The organism is Streptomyces sp. KR80 (assembly GCF_052245555.1).
Lineage (GTDB): Bacteria > Actinomycetota > Actinomycetes > Streptomycetales > Streptomycetaceae > Streptomyces.
The window spans coordinates 91,046-107,952 of the sequence record NZ_JBQQCD010000010.1; the positions used below are offsets into that span (position 1 = coordinate 91,046).

At 71.9% G+C, this 16,907-nt stretch carries 18 protein-coding genes; 11 read left to right on the forward strand and 7 right to left on the reverse strand.

Features of this window, described 5'->3' with window-relative positions:
• Window positions 1-3 precede the first annotated feature (3 nt).
• Both dapE and ACTWQI_RS16560 read left to right on the forward strand, forming a co-directional pair.
• Window positions 4-1,074 (forward strand): succinyl-diaminopimelate desuccinylase, encoded by a 1,071-nt coding sequence (gene dapE / locus ACTWQI_RS16555; protein ID WP_443271157.1) that lies wholly within the window; start codon window positions 4-6, stop codon window positions 1,072-1,074.
• A 94-nt stretch (window positions 1,075-1,168) separates the two neighbouring features.
• Window positions 1,169-2,014, forward strand: a complete 846-nt coding sequence (locus ACTWQI_RS16560) for a TIGR00730 family Rossman fold protein (protein WP_443271159.1) — start codon at window positions 1,169-1,171, stop codon at window positions 2,012-2,014.
• Window positions 2,015-2,117: 103 nt separating this feature from the next.
• Here ACTWQI_RS16560 and folP read toward each other — a convergent pair whose 3' ends face one another.
• A complete protein-coding gene (folP, locus tag ACTWQI_RS16565) occupies window positions 2,118-2,978 on the reverse strand; it encodes a dihydropteroate synthase (RefSeq protein WP_443271341.1) in 861 nt (286 codons plus the stop codon).
• A gap of 519 nt (window positions 2,979-3,497) precedes the next feature.
• Here folP and ACTWQI_RS16570 point away from each other — a divergent pair.
• Together ACTWQI_RS16570 and ACTWQI_RS16575 are read left to right on the forward strand one after the other, a co-directional pair.
• Window positions 3,498-3,905 (forward strand): DivIVA domain-containing protein, encoded by a 408-nt coding sequence (locus tag ACTWQI_RS16570; protein ID WP_443271343.1) that lies wholly within the window; start codon window positions 3,498-3,500, stop codon window positions 3,903-3,905.
• Window positions 3,902-4,522, forward strand: a complete 621-nt coding sequence (locus tag ACTWQI_RS16575) for a DNA-3-methyladenine glycosylase I (RefSeq protein WP_443271344.1) — start codon at window positions 3,902-3,904, stop codon at window positions 4,520-4,522. Before ACTWQI_RS16570 ends, ACTWQI_RS16575 begins: the two co-directional genes overlap by 4 nt.
• On the opposite strand, the gene ACTWQI_RS16580 is transcribed toward ACTWQI_RS16575, so the two are convergent.
• The gene (locus tag ACTWQI_RS16580; RefSeq protein WP_443271161.1) at window positions 4,509-5,309 is read right to left on the reverse strand and encodes an enoyl-CoA hydratase-related protein; all 801 of its coding nucleotides are present in this window, start codon (window positions 5,307-5,309) and stop codon (window positions 4,509-4,511) included. The genes ACTWQI_RS16575 and ACTWQI_RS16580 overlap by 14 nt on opposite strands.
• A gap of 330 nt (window positions 5,310-5,639) precedes the next feature.
• Between ACTWQI_RS16580 and ACTWQI_RS16585 the strand changes: the two genes are divergently transcribed.
• Entirely contained in the window at window positions 5,640-5,807 is a 168-nt protein-coding gene (locus ACTWQI_RS16585; RefSeq protein WP_003966491.1) for a DUF3117 domain-containing protein, read from the forward strand.
• Between the two features lie 117 nt (window positions 5,808-5,924).
• On the opposite strand, the gene ACTWQI_RS16590 is transcribed toward ACTWQI_RS16585, so the two are convergent.
• The gene (locus ACTWQI_RS16590) at window positions 5,925-6,590 is read right to left on the reverse strand and encodes an O-methyltransferase (protein WP_443271164.1); all 666 of its coding nucleotides are present in this window, start codon (window positions 6,588-6,590) and stop codon (window positions 5,925-5,927) included.
• Window positions 6,591-6,730: 140 nt separating this feature from the next.
• Here ACTWQI_RS16590 and sigE point away from each other — a divergent pair, with 140 nt between their 5' ends.
• From sigE to ACTWQI_RS16615, 5 genes are all read left to right on the forward strand, one after another.
• A complete protein-coding gene (sigE, locus tag ACTWQI_RS16595; protein ID WP_443271165.1) occupies window positions 6,731-7,528 on the forward strand; it encodes an RNA polymerase sigma factor SigE in 798 nt (265 codons plus the stop codon).
• Window positions 7,525-8,418, forward strand: a complete 894-nt coding sequence (locus tag ACTWQI_RS16600; protein ID WP_443271167.1) for a zf-HC2 domain-containing protein — start codon at window positions 7,525-7,527, stop codon at window positions 8,416-8,418. Before sigE ends, ACTWQI_RS16600 begins: the two co-directional genes overlap by 4 nt.
• A gap of 500 nt (window positions 8,419-8,918) precedes the next feature.
• Window positions 8,919-10,712 (forward strand): trypsin-like peptidase domain-containing protein, encoded by a 1,794-nt coding sequence (locus ACTWQI_RS16605; protein ID WP_443271346.1) that lies wholly within the window; start codon window positions 8,919-8,921, stop codon window positions 10,710-10,712.
• Window positions 10,713-10,987: 275 nt separating this feature from the next.
• Window positions 10,988-11,470 (forward strand): sec-independent translocase, encoded by a 483-nt coding sequence (locus ACTWQI_RS16610; protein WP_443271169.1) that lies wholly within the window; start codon window positions 10,988-10,990, stop codon window positions 11,468-11,470.
• Between the two features lie 118 nt (window positions 11,471-11,588).
• Window positions 11,589-12,323 (forward strand): hypothetical protein, encoded by a 735-nt coding sequence (locus ACTWQI_RS16615; protein WP_443271170.1) that lies wholly within the window; start codon window positions 11,589-11,591, stop codon window positions 12,321-12,323.
• A 79-nt stretch (window positions 12,324-12,402) separates the two neighbouring features.
• On the opposite strand, the gene ACTWQI_RS16620 is transcribed toward ACTWQI_RS16615, so the two are convergent.
• The 3 genes from ACTWQI_RS16620 to ACTWQI_RS16630 all read right to left on the reverse strand — a co-directional run bounded on the left by ACTWQI_RS16620 (window position 12,403) and on the right by ACTWQI_RS16630 (window position 15,441).
• The gene (locus tag ACTWQI_RS16620) at window positions 12,403-13,563 is read right to left on the reverse strand and encodes an Mrp/NBP35 family ATP-binding protein (protein WP_443271171.1); all 1,161 of its coding nucleotides are present in this window, start codon (window positions 13,561-13,563) and stop codon (window positions 12,403-12,405) included.
• A gap of 89 nt (window positions 13,564-13,652) precedes the next feature.
• Complete coding sequence (locus tag ACTWQI_RS16625; RefSeq protein ID WP_443271173.1) at window positions 13,653-14,177, reverse strand: DUF1003 domain-containing protein; 525 nt, start codon at window positions 14,175-14,177, stop codon at window positions 13,653-13,655.
• A complete protein-coding gene (locus ACTWQI_RS16630) occupies window positions 14,167-15,441 on the reverse strand; it encodes a magnesium transporter MgtE N-terminal domain-containing protein (RefSeq protein WP_443271174.1) in 1,275 nt (424 codons plus the stop codon). The genes ACTWQI_RS16625 and ACTWQI_RS16630 overlap by 11 nt, the downstream gene beginning before the upstream one ends.
• Window positions 15,442-15,674: 233 nt before the next feature.
• Here ACTWQI_RS16630 and ACTWQI_RS16635 point away from each other — a divergent pair, with 233 nt between their 5' ends.
• Window positions 15,675-16,379 carry a hypothetical protein gene (locus ACTWQI_RS16635; RefSeq protein ID WP_443271348.1) on the forward strand — a complete coding sequence of 235 codons (705 nt, stop codon included), beginning with the start codon at window positions 15,675-15,677 and terminating at the stop codon, window positions 16,377-16,379.
• Here ACTWQI_RS16635 and ACTWQI_RS16640 read toward each other — a convergent pair.
• Window positions 16,376-16,894, reverse strand: coding sequence for a hypothetical protein (locus ACTWQI_RS16640; protein WP_443271175.1), 519 nt, complete (start codon window positions 16,892-16,894; stop codon window positions 16,376-16,378). The two genes, ACTWQI_RS16635 and ACTWQI_RS16640, sit on opposite strands and share 4 nt — an antisense overlap.
• Window positions 16,895-16,907: the final 13 nt, after the last annotated feature.

A 16,907-nucleotide genomic window follows, 5' to 3' on the forward strand; every position in this document is an offset into this window, starting at 1 on the left:
CTCATGGATCACTCCACGCTCGATCTGTCCCTGGACGCCGCGGCGCTGACCGCACAGCTCGTCGACTTCCGGTCCGAGAGCGGCGAGGAGAAGGCGCTGGCGGATGCCGTCGAGGCGGCGCTGCGCGAGTTGCCCCATCTGACCGTCGACCGGGACGGGGACGCGGTCGTGGCCCGTACGAACCTGGGGCGCCCGGAGCGGGTTGTCCTCGCCGGACACATCGACACCGTGCCGATCGCCGACAACGTCCCCTCCCGGCTCGATGCGGATGGGGTGCTCTGGGGCTGCGGCACCTCCGACATGAAGTCCGGTGTCGCCGTCCAGCTGGCCGTCGCCGCTCAGCTGCCCGAGCCCAACCGCGACCTCACCTTCGTGTTCTACGACCACGAGGAGGTCGCGGCCGAACTCAACGGCCTGAAGCGGCTGGCCGAGCACCACCCCGAGTGGCTGGCATGCGACTTCGCCGTGCTGCTGGAGCCGTCCGAGGGCAAGGTCGAAGGCGGCTGCCAGGGAACCCTGCGGGTGCGGGTCGAGACCACGGGCAGGCGCGCCCACTCCGCGCGCAGCTGGCTCGGCGAGAACGCCATCCACAAGGCCACACCGATCCTCGCCCGCCTCGCCGCGTACGACCCCCGGCGCGTGGACATCGACGGCCTCACCTACCGCGAAGGCCTCAACGCCGTGATGATCGAAGGCGGACACGCGGGCAATGTCATCCCGGACTCGTGCGCTGTGAACGTCAACTTCCGCTTCGCGCCGGACCGTACGGAGGCGGAAGCGCTCGCGCATGTGCGGGAGGTCTTCGACGGGTTCACCGTGGTGCTGACCGACTCCGCCCCCGGCGCGCTGCCCGGTTTGTCCCATCCGGCCGCTGCGGCGTTCGTCGAGGCCATTGGCACCGAGCCCGCGCCGAAGTACGGCTGGACCGATGTGGCCCGGTTCTCGGCCCTCGGGGTGCCCGCGGTCAACTACGGGCCCGGTGACCCCAAGCTCGCGCACACCCGCGAGGAGCATGTGTCCGTCGCCGCGGTCCTGGAAGCGGAGCAGAATCTGCGCGCCTGGCTGACCAGCTGAGTTCCCTCGCTCGTCATGTCCGGATGCGTACCCTGCACTGAACGACCCTTCCCCTGCCTTCGGCGGGGAGGCCCCGATGCGGAGGGAGCACGCCATGAACAACGCGGAGGGAGACCGCACGTCCCAGGAGTCCCATGAGTCCCAGCAGCCTCAACCGTCGGAGCGGCTCCGGGAGGAGCTCGAGGGGCGGCTCGCGGAGCCGCAAGCCGCTAAGTGGCAGGAGCGGCGGCTGGGCCCCGTCGTACGCCGCCGTGGGCAGGTGCTGCCGACTACGACCGACCAGCGGCTGCTGGACACCCAGGGACCTTCGGACTGGGTCCACCAGGACCCGTGGCGGGTGATGCGGATCCAGTCGGAGTTCGTCGAGGGATTCGGTGCCCTCGCCGAACTCGGTCCGGCGATCAGCGTGTTCGGCTCGGCCCGTACGGGGGAGGGCACGCCCGAGTACGAGGCCGGGGTGCGGCTGGGCAAGGCGCTGGTGGGGGCGGGCTTCGGAGTGATCACCGGCGGTGGTCCCGGCGCGATGGAGGCCGCCAACCGGGGCGCCTTCGAGGCGGGCGGTGTTTCCGTCGGTCTCGGCATCGAGCTGCCCTACGAGCAGGGCTTCAACGGATTCGTCGACATCGGGGTGAACTTCCGCTACTTCTTCGTGCGCAAGACGATGTTCGTGAAGTACGCGCAGGGTTTTGTGGTGTTGCCGGGCGGATTCGGCACGCTGGACGAGCTGTTCGAGGCCCTGACCCTCGTCCAGACCCAGAAGGTGACCCGTTTCCCGATCGTTCTTTTCGGGACGGACTACTGGAAGGGCCTGGTCGACTGGATGCGCCACACCCTGATCGCGGACGGCAAGGCGGCCGAGAAGGACCTCGAGCTGTTCCATCTGACCGATGACGTGGACGAGGCGGTCTCGCTTGTGACGATGGAGGCGGGCGGGCTCTGAGCGCCGCGCGTTCTGAGGGGCCGGACCGCGGGCGACCCGTCGGACCGAGGGGCGCTTCCAGCCGCGAGGGTCGCAGACTCCGTGGCGATCGGCCGCGGGACCTTCAGGCGAGTCCCCGGCGGGCCACCGCCGGGGGCCGGCGACCCTGGATCGAGGCGACCATGTCGAGCACCTGCTTGGTCTCGGCCACTTCGTGCACCCGGTAGACCTGGGCGCCCAGCCAGGCCGAGACAGCAGTCGTCGCGAGCGTTCCCGTCAGCCGTTCCTTCAGGGGGCGGTCGAGGGTCTCGCCGACGAAGTCCTTGTTCGACAGCGACACCAGCACCGGCCAGCCGGTGGCCGTCATCTCGCCGAGCCGCCGCGTCGCCTCGAGCGAGTGCCGGGTGTTCTTCCCGAAGTCGTGCCCCGGGTCGATCAGGATGGCGTCACGCCGTACGCCCAGTTCGACGGCGCGCTCGGCGAGTCCGACGGTGACGCGCAGGATGTCGGCCATCACGTCGTCGTAGGCGATGCGGTGCGGGCGGGTGCGGGGCTCGACGCCGCCGGCGTGCGTGCAGACCAGTCCGACGCCGTGCCGGGCCGCGACCTCGGCGAGCTGCGGATCGACGCCGCCCCAGGCGTCGTTGAGCAGATCGGCCCCCGCCTGGCAGACGGCCTCACCGACCTCGTGCCGCCAGGTGTCGACGCTGATGACCACGTCGGGGTGGCGGCTGCGGACCTCGGCCACGAAGCCGACGGTGCGGCGTACCTCCTCCTCGGCGGTCACCTCGTCGCCGGGGCCCGCCTTAACCCCGCCGATGTCGATGATCGCGGCGCCTTCGGAGACCGCCTGCTCGACGCGGGCGAGCGCGGGCTCGTCGCGGAACGTCGAGCCCTGGTCGTAGAACGAGTCCGGGGTGCGGTTCACGATGGCCATGATCACCGGCTCGTGCTCGCCGAACTCGCGCGTCCCCAGCCGCAGCACCACGCGTAACCTCCTCGGGCCGCCCGAAGGACGGCAGGGCTGCGCCCCGCACCCGCGAGGCGGCGGTCGATCACGACCCGCCGACACCTCGGTGGCGGGTCGTGATCGACCCTAACTCTGCCGGTGGGCGCCCCGGGCGCCAGCCCAGCGCGTCGCCGGCCCCAGCTCCTCGAGCTTCCCGACTACTGCAACCTCTCTCGGGACGCCCTCCTGCGCTGGGCGCGCGGTCTTTCCCTGCGGAGCGCGCGTCGCGGGCCGGCGGGCTCGTTCACGGGTCCGGGCCCGGCCGAGGCGGTGAGACTGCCGACGGTGAGTTTGGCCGCGGGGTGCGGGGTGCGGTTTGTTCCTGCGTCCGTGCCCGGGCGGTGGTGTGGGCTGATGGCGGTGCGCCGTCGGGCGGGCCGCGCTGGTGCGGGCCGGAGGCCGGTGGTGGGTGCGGGGTTCTTCCCCGGGGTCCGCGCCGGAGGCCATCCGTGGCACGATCGGGACGGACAGTCCGTACGGCCCGGGGAGATCGTCGTGTTCTGGTTCCTGCTCGTCACGCTGATCGCGGTAGTGGCCGCGGTCACGCTCGTCGTGGTCGGCGGTGACGACGGCGTCGCCCTGCCGGACGCGCAGCCGGACCGGCTCCAGGATTCGCTGCCCGCCGACCGGCCCGTCGGCCGCGCCGACGTCGAGGCGCTGCGGCTGCCCATGGCCGCGCGTGGCTATCGCATGGCGGACGTCGACGACGTACTGGACCGGCTCGGTGCGGAGCTCGCCGAGCGCGACGCGCGGATCGCCGAGCTGGAGGCGGCCCTCGCGGGCGCCCAGGCCTCGGCGTTCGGCCGGCGGCCGCACCTCAGGAAGCCTGATGAGGGCGGTCCGCGGGACACTCAGGGCCCGGACGAACCGTGGACGCCCGGGACTCGCGGGCCCCGCTCATGACCGTGGGCCCGGGGGCCGTACCTGGGCCGGACGGCCGGCTCCGCTGCCCGTGGGGCCTGTCCGCCGAGGAGTACCTGGCGTACCACGACACCGAGTGGGGCCGCCCGGTCCACGGTGACGACGCGCTGTTCGAGCGGCTGTGCCTGGAGGCGTTCCAGTCGGGGCTGTCCTGGCTGACGATCCTGCGCCGCCGCGAGGGGTTCCGCGCCGCCTTCAAGGGCTTCTCGATCCCGGCCGTCGCCGCCTTCACTGACGTCGACGTGGACCGGCTGCTGGCCGACGCCGCCATCATCCGCAACCGCGCCAAGATCGAGGCGTCCATCGCCAACGCACGGGTCGCCGCGGAGCTGGCGGACGGCGAACTGGACGCACTGATCTGGTCGTACGCCCCCGATCCGGCCGGCCGCTCCGCGCCGCGCACGATCGCCGACGTCCCTGCGATCACGCCGGAGTCCACCGCCCTGTCCAAGGACCTCAAGAAGCGAGGCTTTCGCTTCGTCGGACCGACCACGGCCTACGCGCTGATGCAGGCCTGCGGGCTGGTCGACGACCACCTGGCCGATTGCGTCGCACGCCGCGCGGAGGGGGCCGGCGGCCGACCGCTCAGCGTCCGGTGAAGTCCGGCTTCTCTTTCTTCACGAAGGTCTGCACCGCGATCCAGTGGTCCTCCGAGGCGCCGGCGCGGGCCTGGAGTTCCTCCTCCTTCGCCAGGGTGTCGGCCAGCCCGTGCCCGGACCCGTAGGCGAGCGACTCCTTGAGCGCGGCGTATGCGGCGGTGGGCCCCGCCGCGAGCCGCCGTGCGACGGCCTCCGCCTCGGCGGCGAGGTCGGCCGCGGGGACCACCTTGTTGGCGATGCCCAGTTCCAGCGCTTCCTGAGCGGGCACATTGCGCGGGAAGAGCAGCAGATCCGCCGCACGGCCGTGGCCGACCAGCCGTGGCAGGGTCCAGGAGACGCCCGAGTCGGCAGTGAGCGCGACTGCGGCGAACGAGGTGTTGAAGGCCGCGGTGTCTGCGACGACGCGGTAGTCCGCGGCGAAGGCGAAGCCCGCTCCGGCCCCCGCTGCCACCCCGTTGACCCCGGCCACCACCGGCTTCGGCATCTCGGCGATCGCCGTGACGATGGGGTTGTAGTGCTCCGGCACCGTGTTCATCGTGACGCGGCTCCCCGTCTCACGGTCGGCCGACAGGGCACCGATGTGCTCCTTGAGGTCCTGACCCACGCAGAAGGCGCGTCCGCTGCCGATGAGCAGCACGGCCCGTACGGCGGGGTCGTCCGCGGCCCGGTGCAGGCTGTCGCGGAGCGCGATCTTGGTCTCGGTGTTGAGGGCGTTCATGGCGTCGGGACGATTCAGCGTGATCGTCGCGAGTCCGTCGGTCACCTCGTGGAGCACGGTGTCGGCCATCGCGGGGTCCCCTCCGTAGCGCTCGGGCAGTGATCAGTCACGGGACAGCATGGCGGAGATCACGGACCGTGGCATCGGCGGCGGGTGTGTGACCTGCGTCAAACAGACGCTCCCCACCTGCGGTCGAGCAGCGGCGCAGTATCGCAGGCGGATCGCCGAATTGGGTGGTTTTGCGAGAGCGCGTTGCAGAAGGGATGCCGACCGATGTTGGTCATCGGGTCCCGCCATGCGGGATAATGGCCTGGAAGCAATGTGTTCGATGCCGATGACGCGGTGCCTGTCATGGGGCCGTCGGCTGACGATGAGCTGGTTTCAGGAAGGGGAACGAGCATGGCGGCCATGAAGCCGCGTACGGGCGATGGCCCGCTCGAGGTGACCAAGGAGGGGCGGGGCATCGTCATGCGCGTTCCGCTCGAAGGTGGCGGTCGGCTCGTTGTCGAGCTCACGCCGGACGAGGCCGACGCGCTCGGCGACGCCCTGAAGAAGGTCGTCGGCTAGGCACCGGGCCAACATCACGTTTCACTGCCCCGGTGGATGGGGCCCGCCCCAGGGGGAGGGCCATCCACCGGGGCAGCGGCGTGTCCGGCCCGGGTCCGGTGCCCCCGGCCTTGGCGATCAGCCGCGCTTGACCGCGCAGAGCAGGCCGTCGCCGACCGGCAGCAGCGAGGGCAGCAGCGCCGTGCTCTCCCGTACGGTGCGCAGCAGTTCGCGCAGCCGCAGCACCTCGGCGGGCTGGGCGCCGGAGTCCACGGTGCGGCCGTCCGCGAAGACGCCCTCGAACACGACCAGGCCCCCCGGTCGCAGCAGCCGCAACGATTCAGCGAGGTAGTCCAGGCACTCCATCCGGTCGCCGTCGCAGAACACCAGGTCGTAGCCGCCGTCGGCGAGGCGGGGCAGGACGTCGAGCGCCCGGCCCGGGATGATTCGGGCGCGATTCCCGGCGAAGCCGGAGGCGCGGAAGGCCTGGCGCGCGAACTGCTGGCGTTCCGGATCGGGGTCCACGGTGGTCAGCACGCCGTCCGGGCGCATGCCGTGCAGCAGATGAATTCCGGACACCCCGGTCCCGGTGCCGATCTCGGCGACGGCTTTCGCGTCCACGGCGGCGGCGAGCAGGCGCAGTGCGGCGCCGGTGCCGGTCGACACCGAGCGCAGGCCCGCCTCTCGGGCCCGGTCACGGGCCCAGCGCAGCGCCTCGTCCTCGGCGACGAACGCATCGGCGAACGCCCAGCTCGTCTGCCGGTTGCCGGTAATGGCCCTCTCCTGTCCCCGTAGTCGACGCAAACGTGACTGTATCCGTTGGCCCGGGAACCCGCTGATGGGACCGGGCGTTACCAGGGAGGGGACGGGTAGGAGAGAACGGGGGAGTGGTGGCCAAAAACAGGGTCAAAGATCCTTATCCGGAGCTAACGGGCGAGGTGGATATGGTAGGGGCTCTACTGGACACCACCAGAGCCGACAGGGGAGGTGCGGCTACGGCCGGTGACCGCCGAGTGCTGAGGCGCTTTCGCAGGTCGGCCGGCGAGCCGAGATCCGTGACCGACACTGCTGACCGTTTCCGCGTTCGAACCACCGACTCCGCGCCGACGACCGCAAGTTTCTCCGGCACCGCGTCCTTCGGTGGCCAGCAGGACGCGCAGACGTGGGCGCCTCCCACCTGGGAGGAGATCGTCAGCACGCACAGTGCGCGGGTGTACCGCCTGGCCTATCGCCTGACGGGGAACCAGCACGACGCGGAGGATCTCACCCAGGAGGTCTTCGTCCGGGTCTTCCGATCGCTGTCCACCTACACCCCCGGCACGTTCGAGGGGTGGCTGCACCGGATCACCACCAACCTCTTCCTGGACATGGTCCGGCGGCGCCAGCGCATCCGGTTCGACGCGCTCGGTGACGACGCCGCCGAGCGGCTGCCGAGCCGTGAGCCCTCGCCGCAGCAGCACTTCCACGACAGTCACTTCGACGCCGATGTGCAGCAGGCGCTGGACACCCTGGCGCCGGAGTTCCGTGCGGCCGTGGTCCTGTGCGACATCGAGGGGCTGTCGTACGAGGAGATCGCCGCGACCCTCGGTGTGAAGCTCGGCACCGTCCGCAGTCGCATCCACCGCGGCCGCTCCCATCTGCGCAAGGCACTCAAGCACCGGTCGCCCGAGGCCCGCGCCGAGCAGCAGCGCTCTCTCGCCACCGTCTTCCCGGCCATCGCAGGAGAGGGCGGGGGAGCGTGACCGGATCAGGCGGCGCGAGCCCCGTGGAACAGCACCTGGGCGACCATCTGGCCGCCCTGGTCGACGGTGAGCTCGAGCACGAGACCCGCGAGCGGGTGCTGGCGCATCTGGCGACCTGTTGGGGCTGCAAGGCGGAGGCCGAGGCCCAACGGCAGCTGAAGAATGTCTTCGCCGAGGCGGCACCACCGCCGCCGTCGGAGAGGCTGCTCGCCCGGCTGCAGGGGCTGTCGGACGAGAACGACGGCCCGGTCGGCCCGTTCGGTCAGGGCGCCGGCGGGGTCTTCGGTGTGCGCACGGGAGGCTTCGCCTACGTCCCGGCCGACAGCCATGGCGGCCGGCGCGCGTCCCGGGACAGCGGATTCCGCATCCACGACATGGAGCGGTCGGCCTCCCGAGGCCGGCGGCTCGCGTTCGCCGCGGCCGGAGCGGTGTCGCTGGCGGCGTTCGCGCTCGGTGGAGCGCTGCCGCTCGAGGCGGCCGTCGATGCGCAGTCCGGACGCGGTGAGGGCACGGGCGCTACGGCGAGACCCGCGCGTACGCCCCAGCCGGGTGGCGCGGTATCGGTGAGCGGTGGTGACGCGCTGCTGGCCGCATCGGACACTCATCCCTTCCTGCTCCGAGCACCGGAGGGCGTTGGACCGTCGTTCCTCGCGCCGACCACGCACGCGTCGGCTCAGCTGCCGGCATCGATGGTGCTGTCACCGCTGATACGCCCCCCAGTGGCCCCCGGTGCACAGGATGCTGCCCCCTTCGGCGGCATCCTGGCCGGTCTCACCTCCTCTCCGGCGGCGAGCCACCACGCCTCGCCCCCCTCCCCGCAGCCGAACCGGGCGGCACCGCTTGTCGGTTCGGCGACCGCGTCTGAGCGATCCCACGCCCCTGCCCACTGACAGATCGCTGCGCGGAGCTGCGGGGACCTGGTTGAATCCCCGAAGGACCGCTGGTGCGGGCCGGTTGGTGGCACGGCCCGTGGCGGCCGTGGGCGAACTTTGGGGAGAGCATGAACGAGGGGAAGGCCGCCGGGCCGAAGCCGAAGTGGTGGAGCCGACCCCGGCGTGGCCTCGGCGGCCACCCGGGAAACACCGCACCCCTGGAGACCACCGAGGCCACTCCCGTCGTCGACGGGAGTGGCCTGCCGTCCGGCGCCGACTCGACGAGCGGCCCATCGAGCGCCCCATCAGGGGCCCCGCAGCGCCATGATGTCGCCTCGAGCGCACCCGCCGGCGCCGGGGCTCTGCCCGGCGCCGACGTCCCTTCCGGCGAGTCGTCGGCCCGGCCCGAGTCGGGTGCGGAGGACGGTGCGGCGGGGGACGGTTCTGCGTCGGCCTCTCGGGGTGAGCTGGCCGACGGCCCGTCGGATGGACGGAAAGGCGAGGGGGTTCGGCCCGCCATGGCGGAGGCAGTCAGCCCCGCGGCGCCCGAGGCGTTGCAGAGCGATGCCGATGCACCTGCCGCGGCGGGCGACAGGGAGGGCGACGCGGCCCCGCCGGGCGGGCAAACCGTCAGGGGCGGCCCCGGTGGCGCACCGTCAGGCGGGCACACCGAAGGCGACAGCCCCGGTGGCGCACCGTCTCGCGGCGGGGGTCCGGCGGAAGCGGGTGCGGTATCTGCCCGGCCGCCTGCGGCCGGGCAGATACCCGGTCAAGGCCGCGCTGCGGGGCAGCTCGGCAGCGGCTTGGCCGGGGGACAGGAGGCGGTACAGCCGCGGCACGCACCGGATCCGTACGGGACGCCGCCGTACGGGGAGCCGGGGCCGTGGGCGCCCGCGCCGCCGGTGCAGCGACCCGTGGCAACTCCCGCGCACGGCACGCACATACCTCCGGCGGTAACAGCCGCAGCGGCGCCCCATCCCGTACCCGCGCCGGCAGCCACTCCCCCGGGAGGCACGCCGCTGCCCCCGGTCGCCACACCACTGCCCGCAGGTGCCGTCCCCCGGCAGGCGACAGGCCAGTGGCAGCACTACGACCCTCCCCCTGCCTTCGGCGGTGGAGGGTCCGGCAGCGTCCCGGGCCCCGCGGCCATCGCCGCTGTCGGCAGCGGGCTCGAACCGCCCGCGAGCCGGACGCCGCGGCGCGCCGGGAGTCTCCTCGTCGGGGCACTGCTGCTCGCCCTCGTCTCCGGTGGCATCGGCGGCGGCATCGGCGCGTACATCGAGCGCACCGGCGGCATCACGGAGGTCAGGCTGCCGCAGGCCGACGCCGAGCCACGCGACCGCGACCCCGAGAGCGTCGCCGGGATCGCCGCCACCGCCCTGCCCGGCGTCGTCACGCTCCACGTCCAGGGCGGCGACAAGCAGGCAGGCACCGGCACCGGCTTCGTCCTCGACCGGCGGGGCCACATTCTGACCAACAATCACGTCGTGCAGCCCGCCGGCTCGGACGGCGAGATATCCGTGACCTTCAGCGGTGGCGAGGTGGCCGGCGGCGAGGTCGTCGGACGCGACACCGGCTACGATCTCGCGGTCGTCAGGGTCAAGGGGGTCTCCGGGCTCAAGCCGCTGACCCTCGGCAACTCCGATTCGGTACGGGTCGGCGACCCGGTCGTCGCGATCGGTGCGCCCTACGACCTGGCCGGCACCGTCACCGCCGGAATCATCAGCGCCAAGGAACGGCCGATCACCGCCGGTGGCCAGAAGGGCGACGGCAGCGATGTGAGCTACGTCGACGCACTGCAGACCGACGCTCCCATCAACCCGGGCAACTCCGGTGGCCCGCTCGTGGACTCCCAAGCGCGCGTCATCGGCATCAACAGCGCCATCAAGGCGGCCGACAGCGGCTTGGGCGATGGCCTGGACGGCGCTCAGGGCGGCAGCATCGGCCTCGGCTTCGCCATACCGATCAACCAGGGCAAGCGGGTCGCCGAGGAGCTGATCAACACCGGCGAGGCCACCCACCCGGTGATCGGCGTCACCCTCGACATGGAGTACACGGGGGACGGCGCCCGGGTTGGCACCAAGAGCACCCCCGGCAGTTCCCCGGTAACCCCGGGAGGCCCCAGCGACAAGGCCGGAATCGAGCCCGGCGATGTGATCACCGAGGTGGACGGCGCCCGCGTCCACAGCGGCGAGGAGCTGATCGTCAAGATCCGCAGCCACCGCCCCGGCGACCGGCTGGAACTGACGCTGGAGCGGGACGGCAAGAAGCGCGCGCTGCGGCTGGTCCTGGGGACAGCGAACGGCGGTTGAATCGCCGGAGGCCGGACCGCGGTTCACGCCGGGCACGCCGGGCCGGAGCTGCCCACCCCCTCGCGGGTGACCATCAGGCGGCCAGCGAGCGAACGTCCCCGGCGCCCGCCGACGGGGACGAGGGCTTCGGTACCACCGACCCCGCGCCGCCGGGTACCGTGGTGGAGTTCGCCGCGCCGCCACCAGGGGAGGGGCCGGGAGCCCGGACCGTCCCCTACCTCCGGCGGAAGACCCCATCCGACCTGCGGGCCGTGGACATCTCAAGGAGCTGCAAGGTGTTCAATGACATAGGCGCACTCGAGCTGGTCGCGCTCCTGATCCTTGCGGTGCTCATCTTCGGTCCGGACAAGCTTCCCAAGCTGATCCAGGACATCTCCCGGTTCATCCGCAAGATCCGCGACTTCTCCGAGAACGCCAAGGCGGACATCCGCTCCGAGCTGGGACCGGAGTTCAAGGACTTCGAGTTCGAGGACCTCAACCCCAAGACGTTCGTCCGCAAGCAGCTCATGGACAACGACGACCTGGGGCTCAAGGAGATCCGCAACGGCTTCGACTTCCGCAAGGAGATGTCCGAGATCACGGACGCGGTGAACGGTCGGGCGAGTGACACCGCCACGGTCGGCGGCAGCAGCTCCAAAGAGTCCTCCGGCACGTCCTCGGGCACCGCTGCCAGCGGCTCCGGGGGCTCCGACCTGCTGCGCAAGCGCGATTCACTCGACCAGGGCGAGCGTCCGCCCTTTGACTCCGACGCCACCTGATCCCCCGTATGTCCGACAGAACCGACCAGTGTGGCTATCCTCCCTGTGTCCGGGGTGAGATCGTCGAGGTGGGTGAATCACCCTCAGACTGACGGGGCTACGAGGAGGCGCCACGCAGATGGAGACGACGAGTCGGGCAGGGGCGAACGTATCGCCCGGCGCGCCCAGCACGCCCGACGACGTGGAGGCCGGACGAGAGGCACGGGACATGCCGGGCACACGCGGCAGCCTCGACGGCTATCTCCTGGCCGACTTTCCCTGGTACGGGCTGGACGAGGCGTTCACCGGCCCGCGCTGGCCGATGCAGGTGGGCACGGCCGCCGACGGCACGGTCGAGTACGGTTCGACGGGTCACGGCGAGGAGCCCACCGTCCGAGTCGAGGCCGAGCATCACAAGCAGCGGTTCGCAGTCGTCGTGACGGTCGCCGGCCGACCGGTGCGGCGCAGCGCGGACGGCACGGGCGTCCTGGAGGCCACCTCGGTCTCCTCGGTGGCCTGGCTGGCCGGATCCGGCCTGCTCTCCTGCACCTGGCCGTCCCAGATGGAGCGCGCGCTGCGCGACGACTGGCTGGAGCAGCAGACCGCGATCGCCTGGGAGCTGGCCGACGACCTGGAAGGGCCGGCCTGGACGACCCTGACGCTGCCGGTGGACGGGGTGCCGACGCCGTTCCACTACCGCGAGTCCGAGTACGGCTGGGTGCTCGCCGGATCGGCCACCTATGGGCGCGGCGACAGCCGCTTCGGTGGAGCCGGTGCGGGCACCGGGGTGCACATCGGGGCGTACGGGCGCGGAATGAGCGCCTACGGCCTCGGCTTCTCGGTCATCAAGGACATCGCCGAGTACGCGGAGTGAGGCGGCGGGGCCCGCCCCCGGTCCGTACGGTTCCGGGTGCGGGCCCCGCCGGCGTCATCTGCCGAATCCGCCGAAGTCCTCAGAACTTGTTGCGCGGCGTGATCCCCAGCGACATGCCGGCCAGGCCGCGCTGCCGCGCGCCCAGCTTGCCCGCGATGTCCCGCAGTGCGCTGCCCGCCGGCGAGTCCGGGTCGGTGATGACGACGGGCTTCCCCTCGTCGCTGCCTTCCCGCAGCCGCACGTCGATCGGGATGGTGCCCAGAACCGGCACCTCGGCGCCCGTGATCCGGGTCAGCCCGTCGGCGACCCGGGCACCGCCGCCGCTGCCGAAGACGTCCACGATCTCGTCGCAGTGCGGGCAGGGCATCCCGGACATGTTCTCGACCACGCCGACGATCTTCTGGTGGGTCTGCACGGCGATCGCTCCGGCTCGCTCCGCGACCTCGGCCGCGGCTTGCTGAGGCGTCGTCACCACGAGGATTTCGGCGTTCGGCACCAGCTGGGCCACCGAGATGGCGATGTCACCCGTCCCCGGCGGCAGGTCGAGCAGCAGGACGTCCAGATCGCCCCACCAGACGTCGGCGAGGAACTGCTGGAGCGCCCGGTGCAGCATCGGCCCGCGCCACACCACGGGGGAGTTGCCCGGCGTGAACATGCCGATGGAGATGACGCTCACGCCGTTCGCCGAGGGCGGCATGATCATGTTCTCGACCTGGGTGGGACGGCCCTCCACACCGAGCATGCGCGGTACGGAGTGACCGTAGATGTCCGCGTCGACGACGCCGACCTTCAGGCCGTCCCGGGCCAGCGCCGCGGCCAGGTTGACCGTCACCGAGGACTTGCCGACTCCGCCCTTGCCGGAGGCCACCGCGTAGACCCGGGTCAGCGAGCCGGGCTTGGCGAAGGGCACCTCGCGCTCGGCCTGCCCGCCGCGCAGCGAGGCGGCCAGCTCCCGCCGCTGCTCGTCGCTCATGACGTCCAGCGCGACGTTGACGCCCGTCACGCCCTCGACCCGGGAGACCGCCGCGGTGACCTCGCGGGTGATCGTCTCGCGCAGGGGGCAGCCGGACACGGTCAGATAGATGCCGACGGCGACCGCTCCGTCCGCCGCGATCTCCACCGATTTGACCATCCCGAGGTCCGTGATGGGGCGGTGGATCTCGGGGTCGTTCACCGTCGCGAGCGCGGCGCGGACCGCGTCCTCACGCGGGGTGGAGCCTGGGGCAGTGTCGGTAGCCATACCGTCGATGGTACGGCGCCGGCGCGGGCTTCAGGACCGCCGGTGTGCGGCGTCACAGCCCCATCGACCTGCCCGGTGGCCGCGCCGCCTCAGCGCTCCTGGGAAAGATCGCTTTCCCGCATCTCGTCCAGCTCCCGCATCAGGTCCTGCAGCTCCGAGCGGATCCAGTCACGTGTGGCGACCTCCCCGAGGCCCATCCGCAGCGCCGCCACCTCCCGGGTGAGGTACTCGGTGTCGGCGATGCTGCGCTCGTGCCGCCCGCGGTCCTGCTCGAGGTCGACCCGGGCGCGGTCGTCCTGCCGGTTCTGGGCGAGCAGGATCAGCGGGGCGGCGTACGAGGCCTGCAGTGACAGGGCCAGCGTCAGAAGGATGAAGGGGTACTCGTCGAAGCGCAGGCTCGCCGGCGCGGCCACGTTCCACAGCACCCAGACGGCGACGGCGCCGGTCATCCAGACGATGAAGCGCCCGGTGCCCAGAAGGCGCGCGATCCGCTCGGAGAGGCGGCCGAACGCGTCGGGGTCGTACTCCGGGAGCAGCGGTCTACGGCGCGGCCGCGGCTGGTCGAGCCGGATCCGGGGGCGCTCGGGGCGCTGCTCTGTGCGGTCAGCCGGCATGGGCGCCTCCCCAGGGCTCGTGCACGGCCGTCTCCCGCCAGTCGTCGGGCAGCAGATGGTCCAGCACGTCGTCGACCGTGACGGCCCCCAGCAGGTGCCCGGCCTCGTCGACGACCGGCGCCGCGACCATGTTGTACGTGGCGAGATAGCTGGTCAGCGCGGACAGCGGGGCGTTCGGCGGCAGTGGGCTGAGCCCGGTGTCGGCGATCGCGCCGACGAGGGTGTACGGCGGTTCGCGCAGCAGCCGCTGGAAGTGCACCACCCCGAGGTATTTCCCCGTCGGTGTCTCGTCCGGCGGGCGGCACACGTACACCTGGGCGGCGAGCGCGGGGGAGAGGTCCGGGTCGCGCACCTGGGCGAGGGCGACGGCGACCGTGGCGTCCGGGCGGAGCACGATCGGCTCGGTGGTCATGAGCCCGCCGGCGGTGCTCTCCTCGTACGTCAGCAGGCGCCGCAGTGGGGCCGCGTCCTGCGGCTGCATCAGCTTGAGCAGCCGCTCCTTGTCCTCGTCGGGCAGTTCGGAGAGCAGGTCTGCCGCGTCGTCCGGGTCCATCGCCTCCAGGACGTCCGCGGCGCGCTCCTCCTTGAGCTTGTTGATGATCTCCACCTGGTCGTCGTCCGGCAGCTCCTCCAGGACGTCGGCGAGCCGGTCGTCGTCGAGCGCCGCCGCGACCTCCAGCCGGCGCTTGGGCGACAGGTGGTGCAGGACGTTCGCCAGGTCGGCGGGGCGCAGCTGCTCGAACGTGGCCAGCAGATTGGCGGCTCCCTGGCCCTCCTCCTCAAGTGAGAAGCCGGTCACCGCGGACCATTCGACCGTCAGCGCCTCCCCGCGCCGCCGCAGGCGGCCGCCTTTGCCACGCCGTACGAAGACCTTGTCGATCTCCCAGTCGCGGCGTGCCGGCAGCTGGACCACCGAGACGTCGAGGACGGTGACCTCCTCGCCCGTGTCCACCAGGCGCACCCGGCGGTCGAGCAGCTCGCCGAGGACCAGCGTCTCGGTGGGCCGCTGCTCGAAGTGGCGCATGTTCACCACGCCGGTCGTGATGACCTGGCCGGACTCGACGCCGGTGACACGGGTCATAGGAATGAAGACCCGGTGGCGGCTGACGACCTCGACGACCAGCCCGAGCAGGCGCGGGGGCCGGCCGCCGACGCGCAGCATGACCACGAGGTCGCGGACCCGGCCGACCTGGTCGCCCCGCGGGTCGAACACCGCGACGTCGGCGAGGTGCGAGACGAAGATCCGAGGGGCGCCCGCCGCCATCGCGCTCGCCTCCTCATGGACGTATGGGTGAACAAATAAGGCGATATCGGGTTCAGGCTAGCGTGCCCCGGTCCACGACAGCGTGCTGCGGGCGTCCGGAAGGCTGCCCTCCGGACACCGGGAACGGCCCCGGTACGCTGCCGCCGTACTGCTGTCGAGGTCAACCGCATCCAGGAGGCAGAGCGGACGTGACTGCATTCCCCCGTCCTTGGAACGCGGTGATCGTGGCGACGATGTGCGCGGGGCTCACGGCGGCTCTCGCAGGGTGTGCCGAGGAGGACCCCGACGCCGGTACGAACGGCCTCGGCAAGCTCTCGGCGGCCAAGATCGAGAGCAGGGCTCTGCAGGCCGTCGGCGGTGCCGAGGCGGTACGGCTGTCGGGCAGCGTGGTCACCCGCGGGCGCACGTACAAGCTCGACATGCGGTTGAAGGACGGCGAGGAGGGCGGCGGGATCGGCCAGGTCGCCACCAAGGGCAGCACGTTCGAGCTGCTGCGGGTGGGAGACGACCTCTTCCTGAAGGCCGACGCGAACTTCTGGGTCCGTCAGGAGGGCGGCGGGGGATCCAAGGCCGTCACTGAGGCGGCCAACAAGCTCGAGGACAAGTACGTCAAGGTGCCCAGCGCCGACCCCGCGTACAAGCAGCTCAGCGGCTTCACCGACATGGATCTGATGCTCGACGGGCTGCTCCGCCTGCACGGTGAACTGGCCGTGGGCGAGCGTGGTGACGTCGGTGGGGTCCGTACGATCCGGGTCACGGCTGGCGGTGACGGCGGTGCGCTGGACGTGTCCCTGGAAGGGACGCCCTACCCGTTGCGCCTGGAGCGCGCGGGCGGCGCGGGCGTCCTTCAACTCGCCGACTGGAACAGCGACTTCACCCTGCGGGCCCCGGGCAAGGGCCAGGTCGTCGACTACGGGCGGCAGATCACCGCGGACTAGCGGCGTTTGCGCCTGCCCCGGAGCAGCAGCTTCGGCAGCGCGGCGGGGATCGGCCGACGGGTGGTGGCCGGGGTCGGCAACGGCGCGGCGGACAGCCGGCCGTCGGGGAGCTCGGCGAGGGCGCCCGCCGGTTCGAGGCGCAGCACGCGGCACTCGCGCGCCCAGCGCTCGGTGACCCGTTCGGCGTCCGGGGCGTTCAGACGCTTCGCCTTCAGTTCGGCGACGGCGGCTTCCCAGGCCTCGCTGCCGGGGGCGAGTTCGGTGACGTGCGCCGGCCAGGTCACCAGGCGGCCGCCCTTGTCCTTGCTGCGCACGGTCACGGCGACGGACGCGCCGTCGGCGAGGCCGAGCCCGGTGAGCGGCTGCTCTCCTGGGCCATCACCGACGAGGCAGGCGGCGCCTTCGTGCCACACGTGCCACAGGGCACGGGCGGGGCCATCGGCCTGGACCCAGATGAGGCCGGACTTCTTGGTGGCCTCCTCGACGAGGGCACGGTCCATGAGGCTCTGCGTCATGCCCAACACCCTA

Excerpts from the sequence above, each read along its gene's own strand:
- ACTWQI_RS16575 (WP_443271344.1), top strand. The coding sequence starts at position 3,902 with ATGACCGTGGGCCCGGGGGCCGTACCTGGGCCGGACGGCCGGCTCCGC.
- ACTWQI_RS16580 (WP_443271161.1), bottom strand. The coding sequence starts at position 5,309 with ATGGCCGACACCGTGCTCCACGAGGTGACCGACGGACTCGCGACGATC.
- dapE (WP_443271157.1), top strand. The coding sequence starts at position 4 with ATGGATCACTCCACGCTCGATCTGTCCCTGGACGCCGCGGCGCTGACC.
- ACTWQI_RS16560 (WP_443271159.1), top strand. The coding sequence starts at position 1,169 with ATGAACAACGCGGAGGGAGACCGCACGTCCCAGGAGTCCCATGAGTCC.
- ACTWQI_RS16585 (WP_003966491.1), top strand. The coding sequence starts at position 5,640 with ATGGCGGCCATGAAGCCGCGTACGGGCGATGGCCCGCTCGAGGTGACC.
- ACTWQI_RS16630 (WP_443271174.1), bottom strand. The coding sequence starts at position 15,441 with ATGGCGGCGGGCGCCCCTCGGATCTTCGTCTCGCACCTCGCCGACGTC.
- ACTWQI_RS16640 (WP_443271175.1), bottom strand. The coding sequence starts at position 16,894 with ATGACGCAGAGCCTCATGGACCGTGCCCTCGTCGAGGAGGCCACCAAG.
- sigE (WP_443271165.1), top strand. The coding sequence starts at position 6,731 with ATGGTAGGGGCTCTACTGGACACCACCAGAGCCGACAGGGGAGGTGCG.
- ACTWQI_RS16620 (WP_443271171.1), bottom strand. The coding sequence starts at position 13,563 with ATGGCTACCGACACTGCCCCAGGCTCCACCCCGCGTGAGGACGCGGTC.
- ACTWQI_RS16605 (WP_443271346.1), top strand. The coding sequence starts at position 8,919 with ATGGCGGAGGCAGTCAGCCCCGCGGCGCCCGAGGCGTTGCAGAGCGAT.
- ACTWQI_RS16635 (WP_443271348.1), top strand. The coding sequence starts at position 15,675 with ATGTGCGCGGGGCTCACGGCGGCTCTCGCAGGGTGTGCCGAGGAGGAC.
- ACTWQI_RS16615 (WP_443271170.1), top strand. The coding sequence starts at position 11,589 with ATGGAGACGACGAGTCGGGCAGGGGCGAACGTATCGCCCGGCGCGCCC.
- ACTWQI_RS16625 (WP_443271173.1), bottom strand. The coding sequence starts at position 14,177 with ATGCCGGCTGACCGCACAGAGCAGCGCCCCGAGCGCCCCCGGATCCGG.